Origin of the sequence: Actinacidiphila alni, assembly GCF_900112845.1 — a bacterium.
Taxonomy (GTDB): domain Bacteria; phylum Actinomycetota; class Actinomycetes; order Streptomycetales; family Streptomycetaceae; genus Actinacidiphila; species Actinacidiphila alni.
Genome location: NZ_FONG01000004.1, coordinates 309,657 through 324,172, shown reverse-complemented (window position 1 = coordinate 324,172; position 14,516 = coordinate 309,657). Strand labels below are relative to the sequence as shown.

Annotated in this window: 11 protein-coding genes and 5 tRNA genes; 8 read left to right on the top strand and 8 right to left on the bottom strand. The window is 74.7% G+C overall.

Annotation, left to right across the window (positions count from 1 at the left end; genetic code table 11):
* Positions 1 to 45 precede the first annotated feature (45 nt).
* The 3 genes from cobT to BM076_RS09280 all read left to right on the top strand — a co-directional run bounded on the left by cobT (position 46) and on the right by BM076_RS09280 (position 5,736).
* On the top strand, positions 46 to 3,417 hold the full coding sequence (gene cobT / locus BM076_RS09290; RefSeq protein ID WP_093712940.1) for a nicotinate-nucleotide--dimethylbenzimidazole phosphoribosyltransferase: 3,372 nt from the start codon (positions 46 to 48) through the stop codon (positions 3,415 to 3,417).
* A gap of 266 nt (positions 3,418 to 3,683) precedes the next feature.
* Entirely contained in the window at positions 3,684 to 4,922 is a 1,239-nt protein-coding gene (gene cobA / locus BM076_RS09285; RefSeq protein ID WP_093712939.1) for a uroporphyrinogen-III C-methyltransferase, read from the top strand.
* A complete protein-coding gene (locus BM076_RS09280) occupies positions 4,915 to 5,736 on the top strand; it encodes a TrmH family RNA methyltransferase (protein ID WP_093712938.1) in 822 nt (273 codons plus the stop codon). Before cobA ends, BM076_RS09280 begins: the two co-directional genes overlap by 8 nt.
* Positions 5,737 to 6,023: 287 nt before the next feature.
* On the opposite strand, the gene BM076_RS09275 is transcribed toward BM076_RS09280, so the two are convergent.
* From BM076_RS09275 to BM076_RS09265, 3 genes are all read right to left on the bottom strand, one after another.
* The gene (locus BM076_RS09275) at positions 6,024 to 7,148 is read right to left on the bottom strand and encodes an acyl-CoA dehydrogenase family protein (RefSeq protein ID WP_093712937.1); all 1,125 of its coding nucleotides are present in this window, start codon (positions 7,146 to 7,148) and stop codon (positions 6,024 to 6,026) included.
* Positions 7,145 to 8,329, bottom strand: a complete 1,185-nt coding sequence (locus BM076_RS09270) for an acyl-CoA dehydrogenase family protein (RefSeq protein WP_093712936.1) — start codon at positions 8,327 to 8,329, stop codon at positions 7,145 to 7,147. Before BM076_RS09270 ends, BM076_RS09275 begins: the two co-directional genes overlap by 4 nt.
* A gap of 362 nt (positions 8,330 to 8,691) precedes the next feature.
* On the bottom strand, positions 8,692 to 10,104 hold the full coding sequence (locus tag BM076_RS09265; protein WP_093712935.1) for a serine/threonine-protein kinase: 1,413 nt from the start codon (positions 10,102 to 10,104) through the stop codon (positions 8,692 to 8,694).
* 241 nt (positions 10,105 to 10,345) lie between these two features.
* Between BM076_RS09265 and BM076_RS09260 the strand changes: the two genes are divergently transcribed.
* The 4 genes from BM076_RS09260 (at position 10,346) to BM076_RS09245 (ending at position 12,639) form a co-directional block, all read left to right on the top strand.
* Positions 10,346 to 10,579, top strand: coding sequence for a hypothetical protein (locus BM076_RS09260; RefSeq protein WP_093712934.1), 234 nt, complete (start codon positions 10,346 to 10,348; stop codon positions 10,577 to 10,579).
* Positions 10,580 to 10,896: 317 nt separating this feature from the next.
* Positions 10,897 to 11,097: a hypothetical protein gene (locus BM076_RS09255; protein WP_093712933.1), complete on the top strand. Its 201-nt coding sequence runs from the start codon at positions 10,897 to 10,899 to the stop codon at positions 11,095 to 11,097.
* Between the two features lie 207 nt (positions 11,098 to 11,304).
* Entirely contained in the window at positions 11,305 to 12,303 is a 999-nt protein-coding gene (locus tag BM076_RS09250) for a phosphotransferase (RefSeq protein ID WP_093712932.1), read from the top strand.
* 33 nt (positions 12,304 to 12,336) lie between these two features.
* The gene (locus tag BM076_RS09245) at positions 12,337 to 12,639 is read left to right on the top strand and encodes a TFIIB-type zinc ribbon-containing protein (RefSeq protein WP_093712931.1); all 303 of its coding nucleotides are present in this window, start codon (positions 12,337 to 12,339) and stop codon (positions 12,637 to 12,639) included.
* Between the two features lie 83 nt (positions 12,640 to 12,722).
* Here the strand turns inward: BM076_RS09245 and BM076_RS09240 are convergent.
* The 5 genes from BM076_RS09240 to BM076_RS09220 all read right to left on the bottom strand — a co-directional run bounded on the left by BM076_RS09240 (position 12,723) and on the right by BM076_RS09220 (position 13,174).
* Positions 12,723 to 12,794, bottom strand: a tRNA-Val gene (locus BM076_RS09240).
* A 20-nt stretch (positions 12,795 to 12,814) separates the two neighbouring features.
* Positions 12,815 to 12,886 (bottom strand) — tRNA-Val (locus tag BM076_RS09235).
* Positions 12,887 to 12,919: 33 nt separating this feature from the next.
* Positions 12,920 to 12,991, bottom strand: a tRNA-Val gene (locus tag BM076_RS09230).
* Position 12,992: 1 nt separating this feature from the next.
* A tRNA-Cys gene (locus BM076_RS09225) sits at positions 12,993 to 13,066 on the bottom strand.
* A 35-nt stretch (positions 13,067 to 13,101) separates the two neighbouring features.
* A tRNA-Gly gene (locus BM076_RS09220) sits at positions 13,102 to 13,174 on the bottom strand.
* A 187-nt stretch (positions 13,175 to 13,361) separates the two neighbouring features.
* Here BM076_RS09220 and BM076_RS09215 point away from each other — a divergent pair.
* Complete coding sequence (locus tag BM076_RS09215; RefSeq protein ID WP_093712930.1) at positions 13,362 to 14,516, top strand: chorismate-binding protein; 1,155 nt, start codon at positions 13,362 to 13,364, stop codon at positions 14,514 to 14,516.

Here is a 14,516-nt window from a genome sequence, read left to right as displayed (position 1 = left end):
GCGCGGCGCGGCGCTGGAAGCGAAACCGATGGGCGAGGGGCACGCATGACGGACACCGGTCGGATCCCCGGCGAGGGGCTGCCGGAGAACGCAGTCGGGGAGGCGGCTCGCCTGCCGCACCCCGACCTTCCCGGCACCGCCGTACCGCAGCCGTCCGCGCCGGGCTGGGGGACGGAACCGCTTCCCGACCAGGGCGCGCCGACCTACACCTTCCTCGACCAGCCCGCCGCCCCCGGCGCGGGCATCGACGACGAGGAGGACGTGCTGCTGATGCCCGGGCCGCAGGGCTCGTGGAGCGACCCGCAGCCCGTGCCGCCGCAGCCGCCCGTACCGGTGCAGGCCGACGCCCACGAGGTCGGCGGACGCGACTCCGGCTCCATCGACTACGCCGCGGTGCTCCCGCCGCAGGCCCTGGAGCAGCAGCCGGTGCCCGGCGCGCACTTCGAGGGCGCGGCCCCCGCTCCCGCCGACGCCCCGGTGGGCGGTTACGGCCTCGACACCGGTACGGAGCCGGCCGCGGCACCCGCGCAGGTCGCCGATGTGCCGATCGCCGACCTGCCCGCCGCCGGCGCCCCGCTCGCCGCCGCGGACGAACCGGAGGCCGCGCCGCAGCCGGTCGGGGGCCAGCCGCTCGGCGCGCAGAACGCCGCACCGCGCCGCCCGCTGCACATGGGCCCGCCGATGCCGGACAGCCTCGGCGGCGGTGTGTCCGTACGCTCCCTCGCCGACCGCGGCCCCGCGCACGCCCAGCCGCCGGTGCCGACCCCGGTACGGGTCTCGGGGCCGCCGACATCGGGACCCGAATACCTGGACGTGCCGCAGGACGACACCTCCGGGATTCCCGCGCAGCAGACGGGCGAGCCCGACCGGACCCCCGCCTCCGGGGTGCCCGCCGCGAGCCCGGTGCAGGCCGCCGCCGAGGGCGAACCGGCCGGTGCCTGGCCGGCGGCGCCCGCCGCCCCCGAGGCGTCGCAGCAGTCGCTGATCCCGCACGCGGACAGCGCGATCCCGGCGCAGTCGGCCGACCCGCTGCGGTCCTTCCTCGCGGACGACCTGCCGGAGCAGCCGGCCGCGCCCGCGGCGCCCGCTGCCGAGGCCGTACCCGGGGCGCCCGTGCCCGCGGCGCCCGCGGCGGCCATTCCCGCGCAGGCGCCCGCTCCGGTGGCCGCGCCGGTCGCCGGGACCGCCGCACCCGAGCAGACTCCCGCGCCGGCCGCCGCGTCAGCCCCCGTACCGGCTCCCATGCCGGCCGCGGAACCCGGCTTCGTACCGGTCCAGGAGGCGCGGGACGCCCAGAGCGCCCAGGCGCAGGGGTCGGAGCAGTTCCAGGACGTGGCCCAGGGGCAGGCGCCCGTGGAGCCGGCCGAGCAGGCCGGGGCCCCCGTGGAGGTCCGAGCCGAGGCCCAAGACGCCCCTGAGGAGGGGCCGTTGGAGCCCGTGGAGGTCGTAACGGCCGCCGCGCCGCTGCCCGAGGCCGTGCCGGTGGCCGTCGCCCCGCAGCAGACGCCGCCGCAGGGCACCCCCGCGCCCGCCGCGCCGGAAGCCGTCGCCGGACCCGAACCGGCCCCGGCCGCCGGGCAGTCGGCGCCGCCCGCCGCCGAAAGCGTCGCCGAAGCCGTCACGGAGCCCGTCGCCGAGCCCGTCGCGGAGTCGCCGGCGGCCGAGCCCGCGGCGGCACGGCAGTCGGCCGCCGCGGAGGCGTACGAGCCCGCCGTCCGCGACGCCGTGCACCGCGTGATCCGCGAGCGGCGCGACATCCGCAACGGCTTCCGCTCCGACCCGATCCCGCACGACGTCCTGCTGCGCGTCCTGGAGGCGGCGCACACCGCGCCCAGCGTCGGGCACTCCCAGCCGTGGGACTTCGTCGTCATCCGGTCCGAGAAGACCCGCGAGAAGATGCACGAACTGGCCATGCACCAGCGGGAGGCGTACGCCAAGTCGCTGCCCAAGGGCCGGGCCCGGCAGTTCCGCGAGCTGAAGATCGAGGCGATCCTCGACACCCCGGTGAACATCGTGGTGACCGCCGACCCCACGCGCGGCGGCCGGCACACCCTCGGCCGGCACACCCAGCCGCAGATGGCGCCGTACTCCTCCGCGCTCGCCGTGGAGAATCTCTGGCTCGCCGCCCGGGCCGAGGGGCTCGGCGTCGGCTGGGTCTCCTTCTTCGACGAGCGCCAGATGGTCGCGGAACTCGGCCTGCCCGAGCATCTGGAGGTCGTCGCCTACCTCTGCGTCGGCTACGTCGACGAATTCCCCGAAGAGCCCGAGCTGATGCAGGCCGGCTGGTCGCAGCGGCGCCCGCTGTCCTGGGTCGTGCACGAGGAGGAGTACGGCAACCGGGCACTGCCCGGCGAGCAGCCGCACGACCTGCTGGAGGAGACGCTGCGCGGCATCCGCCCGCTGGACGCCAAGGCGCTCGGCGAGGCGTGGGAGCGGCAGAAGCGGATGACCAAGCCCGCGGGCGCGCTCGGCATGCTGGAGATCATCTCCGCGCAGCTCAGCGGGCTTTCGCGGCAGTGCCCGCCGCCGATCCCGGAGCCCGCGGCGGTCGCGATCTTCGCCGGCGACCACGGTGTGCACGCCCAGGGCGTCACGGCCTGGCCGCAGGAGGTCACCGGCCAGATGGTCGCCAACTTCCTCGGCGGCGGCGCCGTCTGCAACGCCTTCGCCAATCAGGTCGGCGCCGAGGTGTGCGTCGTGGACGTCGGCGTCGCCTCCGAACTGCCCAGCACCCCGGGGCTGCTGCCCCGCAAGGTCCGGGCCGGCACCGCGGACTTCACCGCGGGCCCCGCGATGAGCAGGGAAGAGGCGCTGCGCGCCATCGAGGTCGGCATCGAGACCGCGCGCGATCTCGTCGCGGCCGGCAACAAGGCGCTGCTCACCGGGGAGATGGGCATCGCCAACACCACGACCTCGGCAGCGCTCATCGCCGTCTACACCGGCGCCGACCCGGCCGAGGTGACCGGGCGCGGCACCGGCATCAACGACGAGATGCACTCCCGCAAGGTGGAGGTGGTCCGGCGCGCCCTGGACCTGCACCGGCCCGATCCCGGTGACCCCATCGGGGTGCTCTCCGCGATCGGCGGGCTCGAACACGCTGCCATGGTCGGCCTCCTGCTCGGCGCCGCCGCCCTGCGCACCCCCGTCATCCTCGACGGGGTCAGCGCCGGCGCCGCCGCTCTGGTGGCCCGCGCCATCGCCCCCGAGGTCCTCGCCGCCTGCATCGCGGGCCACCGCAGCGCCGAACCCGGCCACGTCGCCGCCCTCACCACCCTGGGCCTGCGCCCCCTGGTCGACCTCGACCTCCGCCTCGGCGAGGGCACCGGAGCTTTGTTGGCGCTGCCCTTGGTCCAGAGCGCGGCCCGCGTCATGCACGAGGTCGCCACCTTCGACGCGGCGGGCGTCACCGAGAAGTAGCCCTCCGGGCCGCACCCGCGCCCCTGGGCAGAGGGCACGCCCTCAAGGGGCGCTGGGGGCACCCCCAGCGGTAGCTGGGGGAGGAACTGCGCGCGCGATCACGACGGCGCGCCGGCCGAGGGAGCCACCGCGTGTGGCACCCCCTTGGGCGCTGGGGGAGGAACTGCGCGCCCGGCCACGATGGCGCGGTGGACAGGAACGGCGCGGGTCCGGCCCGGATCATAGGATCAGCGCGAAGCGCGCCGAGCAGAAGGAGCCGTACCGGAATGGATCGCAAGGACGCACCCGCGTACCCCGTGGGTCTCCGCCTCGCCGGACGGCGGGTCGTGGTGATCGGCGGCGGCCAGGTGGCCCAGCGGCGGCTCCCGGCGCTGGTGTCGGCGGGTGCGGACATCGTCCTGGTGTCGCCGACGGCGACACCTTCGGTGGAGGCGATGGCGGACACGGGCGAGCTGCGCTGGGAGCGCCGGGCTTACCGGGACGGCGACCTGGAGGGCGCCTGGTACGCCCTGATCGCGAGCACGGACACCGAGGCGAACGCCGCCGCCTCCGCCGAGGCGGAGTCCCGCCGGGTGTGGTGCGTGCGCAGCGACGACGCCGACGCCGCCACCGCGTGGACCCCGGCGACCGGCCGCACCGACGGCGTGACGGTGGCGGTGCTGACCGGCCGCGACCCACGCCGCTCGGCGGCGGTACGTGACGCCGTCGTCGAAGGGCTGCGGGACGGCACCTTGGTGGCGCCCCGCCACCGGGCCCGTACGGCGGGCGTCGCCCTCGTCGGCGGCGGCCCGGGCGACCCGGACCTGATCACGGTCAGGGGCCGCCGCCTCCTCGCCGAGGCGGACGTCGTGATCGCCGACCGCCTCGGCCCGCGCGACCTGCTGGACGAACTGCCGCCGCACGTCGAGGTGATCGACGCGGCGAAGATCCCGTACGGCCGGGCGATGGCCCAGGAGGCCATCAACGCGGCGCTGATCGAGCACGCGAAGGCGGGCAGGGCCGTCGTCCGGCTCAAGGGCGGCGACCCGTACGTTTTCGGCCGCGGCATGGAGGAGGCCGAGGCGCTGGCCGCCGCGGGTATCGCGGTCACCGTCGTCCCCGGCATCTCCAGCTCCATCAGCGTGCCGGGCGCGGCCGGCATCCCCGTCACGCACCGCGGCGTGGCCCATGAGTTCACCGTGGTCAGCGGCCATGTCGCGCCCGACGACCCGCGCTCACTGGTCGACTGGCCCGCCCTGGCACGGCTGCGCGGCACCCTCGTACTGCTGATGGCCGTCGAACGGATCGGCCCGATCGCCGCCGCCCTCGTCGCGGGCGGCAGGCCGGAGCGGACGCCGGTCGCCGTGGTCCAGGAGGGGACGACCGCGGCCCAGCGCCGGGTGGACGCCACACTCGCGACCGTCGCGGAGACGGTCACCGCCGAGGGCGTACGTCCCCCGGCCGTCATCGTGATCGGCGACGTGGTCACCGTCGGCGGCGAGCACGTGGGTACGGACCGTGGCTGAGCTGATCACGATCGACGACCCGGACGATCCGCGGCTGCACGACTACACCTCGCTCACCGATGTGGAGCTGCGGCGCCGCCGCGAGCCCGCAGAGGGCCTGTTCATCGCCGAGGGCGAGAAGGTGATCAGGCGGGCCCGGGACGCCGGCTACCGGATGCGGTCGATGCTGCTGTCCGCCAAGTGGGTGGACGTCATGCGCGACGTGATCGAGGAGGTGCCCGCGCCCGTGTACGCCGTCACGCCGGCCCTCGCCGAGCAGGTCACCGGCTACCACGTGCACCGCGGCGCCCTCGCCTCCATGCAGCGCAAACCGCTCCCCGCCGTCGATGAACTCCTCGACGCGGCCCCCGCGCGGGACGAGGGGCGGCGCGTGGCGATCTTCGAGGACATCGTCGACCACGCCAATCTCGGCGCCGCCTTCCGCAGTGCCGCGGCCCTCGGCGTGGACGCCGTCTTCCTCTCGCCGCGCTGCGCCGACCCGCTCTACCGGCGCGCGGTCAAGGTCTCCATGGGCGCCGTACTCCAAGTGCCCTGGACCCGCCTCGAATCCTGGCCCAAGGACATCGAACGCTTTCGGCGGCAGGGCTTCGTCACCGCCGCTCTCTGTCTCGCCGACAAGGCGATCACCCTCCCCGAGCTGGCCGCTCGGCGCTACGGCAGGCTCGCTCTCATGCTCGGCACCGAGGGGGACGGGCTCTCCGTCGACGCTCTTCGGGCTGCCGACGAGTGGGTCAGCATCCCGATGTCCGCCGGCGTCGACTCCCTCAACGTCGCCGCCGCCTCCGCCGTAGCCTTCTACGCCACCCGCCTCTGACCCGCCCCCCCGGCGGAGGAGGGTGCCCCTTTAGGGGCGCGGGGAACTGCGCGCTCAGCCACATCCGTGGCGCGGGTCAAAAACCGCCCCCAGCGGGGCAGATGCTGTTTGTTTTGCGACCACCGGGCCGGTGGTGGGTTGCTCGCGCAGTTCCCCGCGCCCCTAAAAGACCTGACTCACCGCACTCCGCAGGAGACATCAGGCACCCCACCCCCGGAGAGGCACCGTCCTCCGCAGGAGACCTCAGATACCCCAGCGGGAGCGATCAGGCGCCCACCGCCGGGTGGCTAGGTCGGGCGGGGCAGGCCGACGAGGTCGGCCAGGCGGGCGCGGTGCAACCCCGGCGTGCCGAAAGCGATTTCGTCCGCCTTGGCCCGCTTGAGGAAAAGGTGGAGCGGATGCTCCCAGGTCATCCCGATGCCACCGTGCAACTGCAAAGCCTCCTCGGCGGCACGCACGGCGACGGCCGCCACGTACGCCTGCGCGACACAGACGGCGACGTCCACGTCGGACGCACCCGAGGCCAGGGAATCGGCGGCGCCCCGCGCGGCGGACCGCGCGGAGACGACCTCCAGCCAGAGATCGGCGAGCCGGTGCTTGAGCGACTGGAAGGAGCCGACGACCCGCCCGAACTGGTGCCGCTCACCGAGATAGCGAACGGTCTCGTCCAGGCACCACTGGGCGACGCCCAACTGCTCGGAGGCCAGCAGCCCGGCCCCGGTGAGGAGGGCGCGGTCCAGCGCGGCTGCGGCGTCGGCGGAGGGCAGCGGCCGCCCGGTGACACCGGACAGATCGAGGTCGGACAGCGGCCGGGTGAGGTCGAGCGGCACCGGCCGTACGGCCGGCACGTCGGCCGCGGCGACCTCGTACAGGCCGGGCCCGTCGGGGCCGACAGCGGGGACGACGTACGTGTCGGCGGCGAGCGCGTCCGCGACGCTGGTGACGCGGCCGGTCAGCACTCCGCCGGCGTCCGCCCGTACGGCGGTGGGGAAGGCGCCGCCGGTGGCCGCGGACAGCGGGACGGCGAGGGCGGCCGTCGCCGTACCGGCGGCGAGCCGGCCGAGCAGCGCGGCCACCCCCGCGTCCTCGGTGTCGCAGCCGAGCAGCGCGGTCGTGGCGAGGACGGCGCTGCCGAGGAAGGGCACCGGCACGGCGCCGCCGCCGAGCACTTCGAGGACGACGGCGGCCTCGCGCGCCGACGCGCCCTGGCCGCCGAGCTTCTCGGGCACCAGCAGCCCGGCGAGCCCGAGTTCGACGGCGAGCACCCGCCACAGCTCCGGGTCGTACGGCGTCGCCGTCTCGACGGCGGCCAGGACGGCGGACGGCGGGCAGCGGTCGGCGAGCACGTCGCGCACGGCGGCCCGCAGGTCGTCCTCGACGTCGGAGTAGAGCAGATCGGGAGCGGTGGTCATCGGGGGAGGTCCTTCCAGGCGGCGTCCTTGTCGGTACGGGGCTCCGAGGGCAGGCCGAGTACGCGCTCGGCGACGATGTTGCGCAGGATCTCGGACGTGCCGCCCTCGATCGAATTGCCCTTGGCGCGCAGATAGCGGTAGCCCGCGTCGCGGCCGTAGAAGTCGACGATCTGTGGCCGGACCATCGTCCAGTCGCCGTAGCGCAGCCCGTCCTCGCCGAGCAGCTCCACCTCCAGGCCGCTGATCTGCTGATTGAGCCGCGCGAAGGCCAGTTTGAGGCCCGAGCCCTCCGGGCCCGGGGCGCCGTGCGCGAGCTGCTGCCGTACCCGCTCGCCGGTCAGCCGGGCGACCTCCGCCTCCACCCACAGCCGCATCAGCCGGTCGTGCAGCTCCGGCGTGCGCAGCTCGGGGCGTTCGCGCCAGGTCGCGGCGACGGTGCCGATCATGCCGCCCTCGCGCGGTACGGCCTGGCCGCTGCCGATCGCGACCCGCTCGTTCATCAGCGTGGTCTGCGCGACCCGCCAGCCGTCGCCGACGTCGCCGAGGCGGTGCGCGTCGGGAATCCGCACGCCGCTGAGGAACACCTCGTTGAACTCGGCCTCGCCGGTGATCTGCCGCAGCGGCCGCACCTCGACGCCGGGGTCGGTCATGTCGCACACGAAGTACGTGATGCCGCGGTGCTTGGGCACGTCCGGGTCGGTACGGGCGATGAGGATGGCCCAGCGGGCGTTGTGGGCGCTGGAGGTCCACACCTTCTGGCCGTCCACGACCCAGTCGTCGCCGTCGCGCACCGCCCGGGTGCGCAGCCCCGCCAGGTCCGAGCCGGCGCCCGGCTCGCTGAAGAGCTGGCACCACACTTCCTCGCCGGTCCACAGCGGACGCAGGAAGCGGCTCTTCTGCTCCTCGGTGCCGTAGCGCAGGATGGTCGGGGCGGCCATGCCCAGGCCGATGCCGATCCGGCGCGGGTCGTTGTCCGGTGCCCCGGCCGCCGCCAGCTCGGCGTCGACCACGGCCTGCTCCGTCCGCGGCAGGCCGAGCCCACCGAGGCCCTCGGGGAAGTGCACCCACGCCAGCCCGGCGTCGAACCGCGCCCGCAGGAAGTCCAACGGCTCCATCGCCCCCGGACCATGCTCCGCGAGCAACTCCCGCACCCGTTCCCGCAACCCCTTCTCCGCCGCCATCCGCCGCATCCTCCCGATCGCCCGACCAGACCCCTAAGCAAGCGCTTAGAAACCTAACCGACCACCCCCCACCCGCGCCACCCCCCGAGCCGCCACCGTGCGGGCCACCCGCAAGTGGCACCCCTCAGGGGCGCGGGGAACTGCGCGCGGAACCACGACGGGCCTGCACGTATCGGGCCGCGAGCAAGAGGCACCCACCCAGGGGCGCGGGGAACTGCGCGCCCAGCCTCAACGCACCGGCACTGCGCAGGCCATCCGCAAGAGGCACCCACCCAGGGGCGCGAGGAACTGCGCGCGCAACCACGACGGCCCGCACGCATCAGGCCGAGAGCAAGTGGCACCCCCCAAAAAAGGCGGCACCCTCAGAGCGCCCCCGGCGCACCCACCTCCGCGGACGGAGCCGCCGTACCCCCAGAAGCAGAAGCCCCCGGCGCAGCCGGGAAAGCCCCCTCCTCCCAGGAGAAGGCCGACACCACAGAGCCGGCCGCAGGCCACGCCCCCCCGAGCCCGCGGGACAACCGATGGCACCCCTGCGCCGCGGCGATGACGACCGCCGCGAGCAGCGTCACGATGACGAACACGAAAAGCCGCTGCCGCCGCAGCCGCTGCTTCGTGGCAGCGGCCCCCGCCGCGGTCCGCCGCCCGGCAGGCGTCCGCGTCGGCGTCCGCCCCGCCCCGGACCGGGGCGCCGGCGGACGCGGCACCGGCGTACGGGACGTCGCGCGCCCCCCACCGGCCCCGTTCGTACCGTTCGGGCCCCCGACGGAGGGCGCCGCCCCGCGCCCCGGCCCGGCACCCGCCGGCCCGGAACGCCCATTGGTCGAGCCGCCCGCAGGGCCGACGCGCCGCTCGGTGTGCTGCTCCGCGTACTCCTCGGCCCGCCGCCCGGTCGGCCGCTCGGGCCGCGGCCCGGCCGCCTTGGGCAGCCCCTCCCGGCGCGGCGCGCCGATCCCTCGCGCCTCGCGCGCGGCGATCTCGGCGAGCCGCTCCGAGAGCTGCACGGTGCTCGGCCGCTCCTCCGGATCCTTGGCCAGACACGCGTAGACCAGCGGCGCGAGCGCGTCGGGCACCCCGGCGAGATCGGGCTCCTCGTGCACCACCCGGTAGAGCATCACCTCGGAACTGCCCTGCCCGAAGGGCGAGTCCGCGGTCGCCGCGTACGCGAGAGTGGCGCCGAAGGCGAAGACGTCGGTGGCCGGCGTGACGGCCGCGCCGCGCACCTGCTCGGGCGCGAGGAAGCCGGGCGAGCCGACCGCCGTACCGACGTGCGTCAGCGTGCTCGCCCCGGTCGCCCACGCGATACCGAAGTCGATGATCCGCGGCCCCTTGGGCGACAGCAGGATGTTGGACGGCTTGAGGTCGCGGTGTACCACCCCGGCCTCGTGCACCGCCACCAGGCCCTCGGCGAGTGCCGCGCCGATCGAGGCGACCTCGGCGGCGGGCAGCGTGCCGCCCTCGGCGACCTTGTCGTGCAGCGAGGGTCCGGGCACGTACTGGGTGGCGAACCAGGGGCGTTCGGCCTCCAGATCGGCCGCGACCAGCCGCGCCGTGCAGCCGCCGCGGATCCGCCGCGCGGCGGACACCTCGCGTGCGAACCGCGAGCGGAATTCCTGGTCCTCGGCCAGCTCGGGCCTGATCACCTTGAGCGCGACGCGCTGCCCGCGCTTGTCCGCGCCCAGATACACCACGCCCATGCCGCCCGCACCCAGCCGCCGGTGCAGCCGGAACGCGCCGACGACCCGCGGATCCTCGCGCCGGAGCCGCATCATCGCCATGTCCGTCCGTCCCCTGCCTCCGGTGGGGGAGGCCCCACTCCGCTGAACTGACCGGCCGCTGGTCGGCCGCCCACAGCTTACGGACTCAAGTCCCCCCGTGCGCTGATGCCCCGCAGGCGCGGGGCCGCTAATTGTCAGTGCCCGGTGGGATCCTTGAGAGGTGGGAGCGGAGCCCGTCCGACGGGCCGTCAGTACCGCTCCCACCTCGCCAACGGTCCGTCTGCCAAGGGGGAATGACGCCGTGAAAGGTGATCGTGTGGAGATAGTCGTCGACGCGGGGGACACCACCCGCACCTATGAGGTCATCGCCACCAGAGCGGGCCGCAGGGTGGAAACGGCGGTACGCAGAGGTGTCGTGGAAGTGAGTGAAGTCACCCGCAACGGCGCGGTGGTACGTACCGCGCGCTTCATGGCCACCCGCGTCCTGGCGCTGGTCGAGCAGCCGGTGCCGCGCGAGGACGAGCAGGCGGTCTGAGCGCCCGGGGCCGGTACGGACCACTACGGCCGCGCCGCCCGCCGCACCGGCGACGCCGCCCCGACCCCTCCGGGATCCCCCTGGAGACGTAGGCCCTCTCCTCCACCCAGGGGAGTATCCGTGACGGTATCCGTCATCCTCCGGGAGGCCAGGAAAGCGGTACGAGGGGGTGACGACCGGCCCGTGCAGCGCCCCTAATGTTGAGGTCAAGCGGCGGGCGCAGCACTCGTCCCCCGAGGTCAAACGTCCGCCGCCCCCAGATCCGAACAGTGAACCGACAACACAAGATCCGACCACAGCACACCCCGGAGAGGGCCATGGCGAACACGGTGATCCGCACCGCGCGTGCCGTGCGCGGTGGCAGGGAGAGCGTCGGCGGCCGTCCGACCGGGCCCCGGCATCCGCTGGTGGCGGCGGCGATGGTGCTGCCGCTGGCCGCCCTGCTCGCCTACTTCTTCGGCGGAGTGGACGCGGTGGTCACACAGGCGTCGTCCGTAGCCGGCCTGATGGGGCGCTGACACAACGCTCCAGGCCCGGAAGAGCGGTCCGGGCCGGGGACATACCGGTGAACACCCCGTGGGGACGGGGGTACGGCGGACGACTGCGTTTGCCCGGGTATCGCAAGATACTCGGGCATTGCGCTTTTCCGGCGGCGGGCCCCGCACCCCGCGGGTGCCCGCCGGACGGGGAGCAGGACACGGGGGAGTGACAGGGGTGGACACACGATGACCGAGGCGTTCACCGGCGCCGACGACGCGCTGATCGCCGCCCTCGCGGAGCACGCACGCGCCGCCCGGGGCGGAGAACGCGGCGCGAGCGACGGCAGCGACGACGACACGGTCGTCGTGGTGGCCGACCGCGCCGACGGCACCGTCGTCCGGGTCGCCGACACCGTCGCCAAGGCGCACCCGCCCGGCACCGACCCGGCCGTACTGGCCCGGCGGCTCGCCGTCGCCGCCCACCCCCTCCTGCGCGGCATCCTCCTGCCGCCGTACCTCCCGCCGACCGCGACCTCCTCGGACCAGGAAGCGCCGTTCGGCACCCTGGCCGGCCGCCCCGTCACGGTCTGGCCGTACGGTACGGCCGTCGACCGCGACGACCCGGCCGCGGCGCCCTGGGCGGCGGCGGGCGTACTGCTGGCACGGCTGCACACGGTGGACCCGCGGCTGCTGCCCGGGCCGCTGCCGGCGATGGCCGGCCCCGCGAAGGCCGCCCGCGCGATGGCGCGGCTCGACAAGGCCGTGGCGGCGACGGGCGGTGAGAGTGCCGCGAGCCGGACCGTACGGGCCGCGTGGGAGCGGCTGCCCGCCCCGGCGCGGGACGAGGCGCCCCACGAGGGACCTGCCGCGCTCTGCCACGGCGACCTGCACCTGGGACAGCTCGTCCGGCACACCGCCGCCGACGGCCGCTGGCTGCTGATCGACATCGACGACCTCGGCACCGGCGACCCCGCCTGGGACCTGGCCCGCCCCGCGATGTGGTTCGCGGCGGGGCTGCTCGACCCGGACGCGTGGGACCGCTTCCTGACCGCCTACCGGTCCGCGGGCGGCAGCGCCGTACCGGCGGACGGCGATCCGTGGCCGCGGCTGGACGTCCCCGCCAGGGCGCTCGCCGTGCAGACCGCCGCGCTCGCCGTCGCCAAAGCCGCCCTGACCGGCCGGGAGTTGGACGAGGCCGAATCCGAACTCGTCACCGCCTGCGGCCGGATCGCCGCACTAGGGTGACCGGACCGAACACCGCGAGGAGTTGAATCGACCATGGTCTGCCCCAAGTGTCATGGCCACATGCAGACGTACAACCGCAACGGCGTCCAGATCGAGCAGTGCGGCAACTGCCGCGGCATCTTCCTCGACTACGGCGAACTGGAGACGCTGACGCGACTGGAGGGCACGTGGAGCCAGCAGGCCCCGCCCCCGCAGGCGTACCCGGCGCCGCCCGCCTATCCGCAGCAGCAGGCGTACCCGCAGCCGCCCGGCCCGGCCTGGGGCGCCCCGCAGCACGGCGGCCACTACGGCGGGCACGGTCACCGCGGTTTCGCGCACATGCTCTTCTCGTCCTGACGGCAGGCGCCCGCGGACAGCGGGCGCCCACAACGGCCGAGGGCCGGAAGCCCATCGGCTTCCGGCCCTCGGTGTGCTGCGCGTGGACGATACTGGGATTGAACCAGTGACCCCTTCCGTGTCAGGGAAGTGCTCTCCCGCTGAGCTAATCGTCCTCGGTCGTGCGGGTGACGCGTGCGCGATACTGGGATTGAACCAGTGACCTCTTCCGTGTCAGGGAAGCGCTCTCCCGCTGAGCTAATCGCGCGGGATTCCTACTCCAGAACCCTGTCGGGTCCAGTGGACGATACTGGGATTGAACCAGTGACCTCTTCCGTGTCAGGGAAGCGCTCTCCCGCTGAGCTAATCGTCCTTGGAGGTGGAGACGGGATTTGAACCCGTGTAGACGGCTTTGCAGGCCGTTGCCTCGCCTCTCGGCCACTCCACCAACACAGCGGGGGTTCGGGAAGATCCCCCACGTCGAGCGGACGACGAGATTCGAACTCGCGACCCTCACCTTGGCAAGGTGATGCTCTACCAACTGAGCCACGTCCGCAGGCGCCGTAGCTCCGGGGCACTGACGTGTCCCGGCGACGTGTTGAACTCTAGCGGATTCCCGGTCAAGCTCAAAAACCGGTTTCCGCAGCGTGCCGGGCCAATGACCGGCGGATGACCGGCACGGCGCCGACGCGCCCCCGCGCCTAGACTCGACCGCACCTCTCGCCGTCCACCAGGGAAGCCCCGTGCGTGACCTCGCCCCCATGGCCCGTTTCGGCGGCCTTGTCGCCTCCGACCTGCGGGATGTCACCGCGGACCTGAGCGCGCTCGACTCCTCGGGCTTCTGGGCGGTCGCCGCCGACTTCGAGGGCCGTACGGTCTGCGCCCGCTTCGGCGACGTCCGCCCCGACCGCCGCACCGGCCCGGGCGCGGCCGCCGCGGCCCGCGCCTGGCGCGGCCCCGACCCGGCCGCCTGGACCTCGTCCCTGGACCGCGCCGCCTATGTCGCCGGGGTGCGCGCCGTCCGCGAGCGCATCGCGACCGGCGAGGTCTACCAGGTGAACCTCTGCCGCGTCCTGACCGCGCCGCTCCCGGCCGACGACGGACACGGCGGCCCCGACATCGATGCCCTCGCCGCCGTCCTGGCCCGCGGCAACCCCGCCCCGTACGCGGGAACGATCCGGCTGCCCGCGCACGGCGTCGAGATCGCCACCGCCTCGCCCGAGCTGTTCCTGCGCCGGGACGGGAGCACCGTCGAATCCGGGCCGATCAAGGGCACCGCCCGTACGGCCGAGGAGATGCTGCCCAAGGACCACGCCGAGAACGTGATGATCGTCGACCTGGTGCGCAACGACCTCGGCCGGGTCTGCGCCACCGGCTCGGTGACCGTGCCCGCGCTGTGCGCCCTCGAACCGCACCCGGGCCTGGTGCACCTGGTCTCCACCGTCCGCGGCGAACTGCGCCCCGGCGCCGGCTGGCCCGAGCTCTTCGCCGCCGCCTTCCCGCCCGGCTCGGTCACCGGCGCGCCCAAGTCCAGCGCGCTGCGGGTCATCGGCGAACTGGAGACCGCCCCGCGCGGCCCGTACTGCGGCGGCATCGGCTGGGTCGACGCGGACCGGCGGACCGGCGAACTGGCCGTCGGCATCCGGACGTTCTGGATCGACCGCACCGATTCCGGCCGCCCTGTGCTGCGGTTCGGCACCGGGGCAGGGATCACCTGGGGCTCGGACCCGGAGGGGGAGTGGGCCGAGACCGAGTTGAAGGCGGCCCGGCTGCTGGCGGTAGCGTCGGGAACGCAGCAGGACGCGTCAGGTGCGGAACAGGCCGTGTCGCGAACGGAACAGGTCGTGCCGGCAGCGCGGTCGGACACGCGCGGGGCCGGCGGAAGGACACAGCGGTGA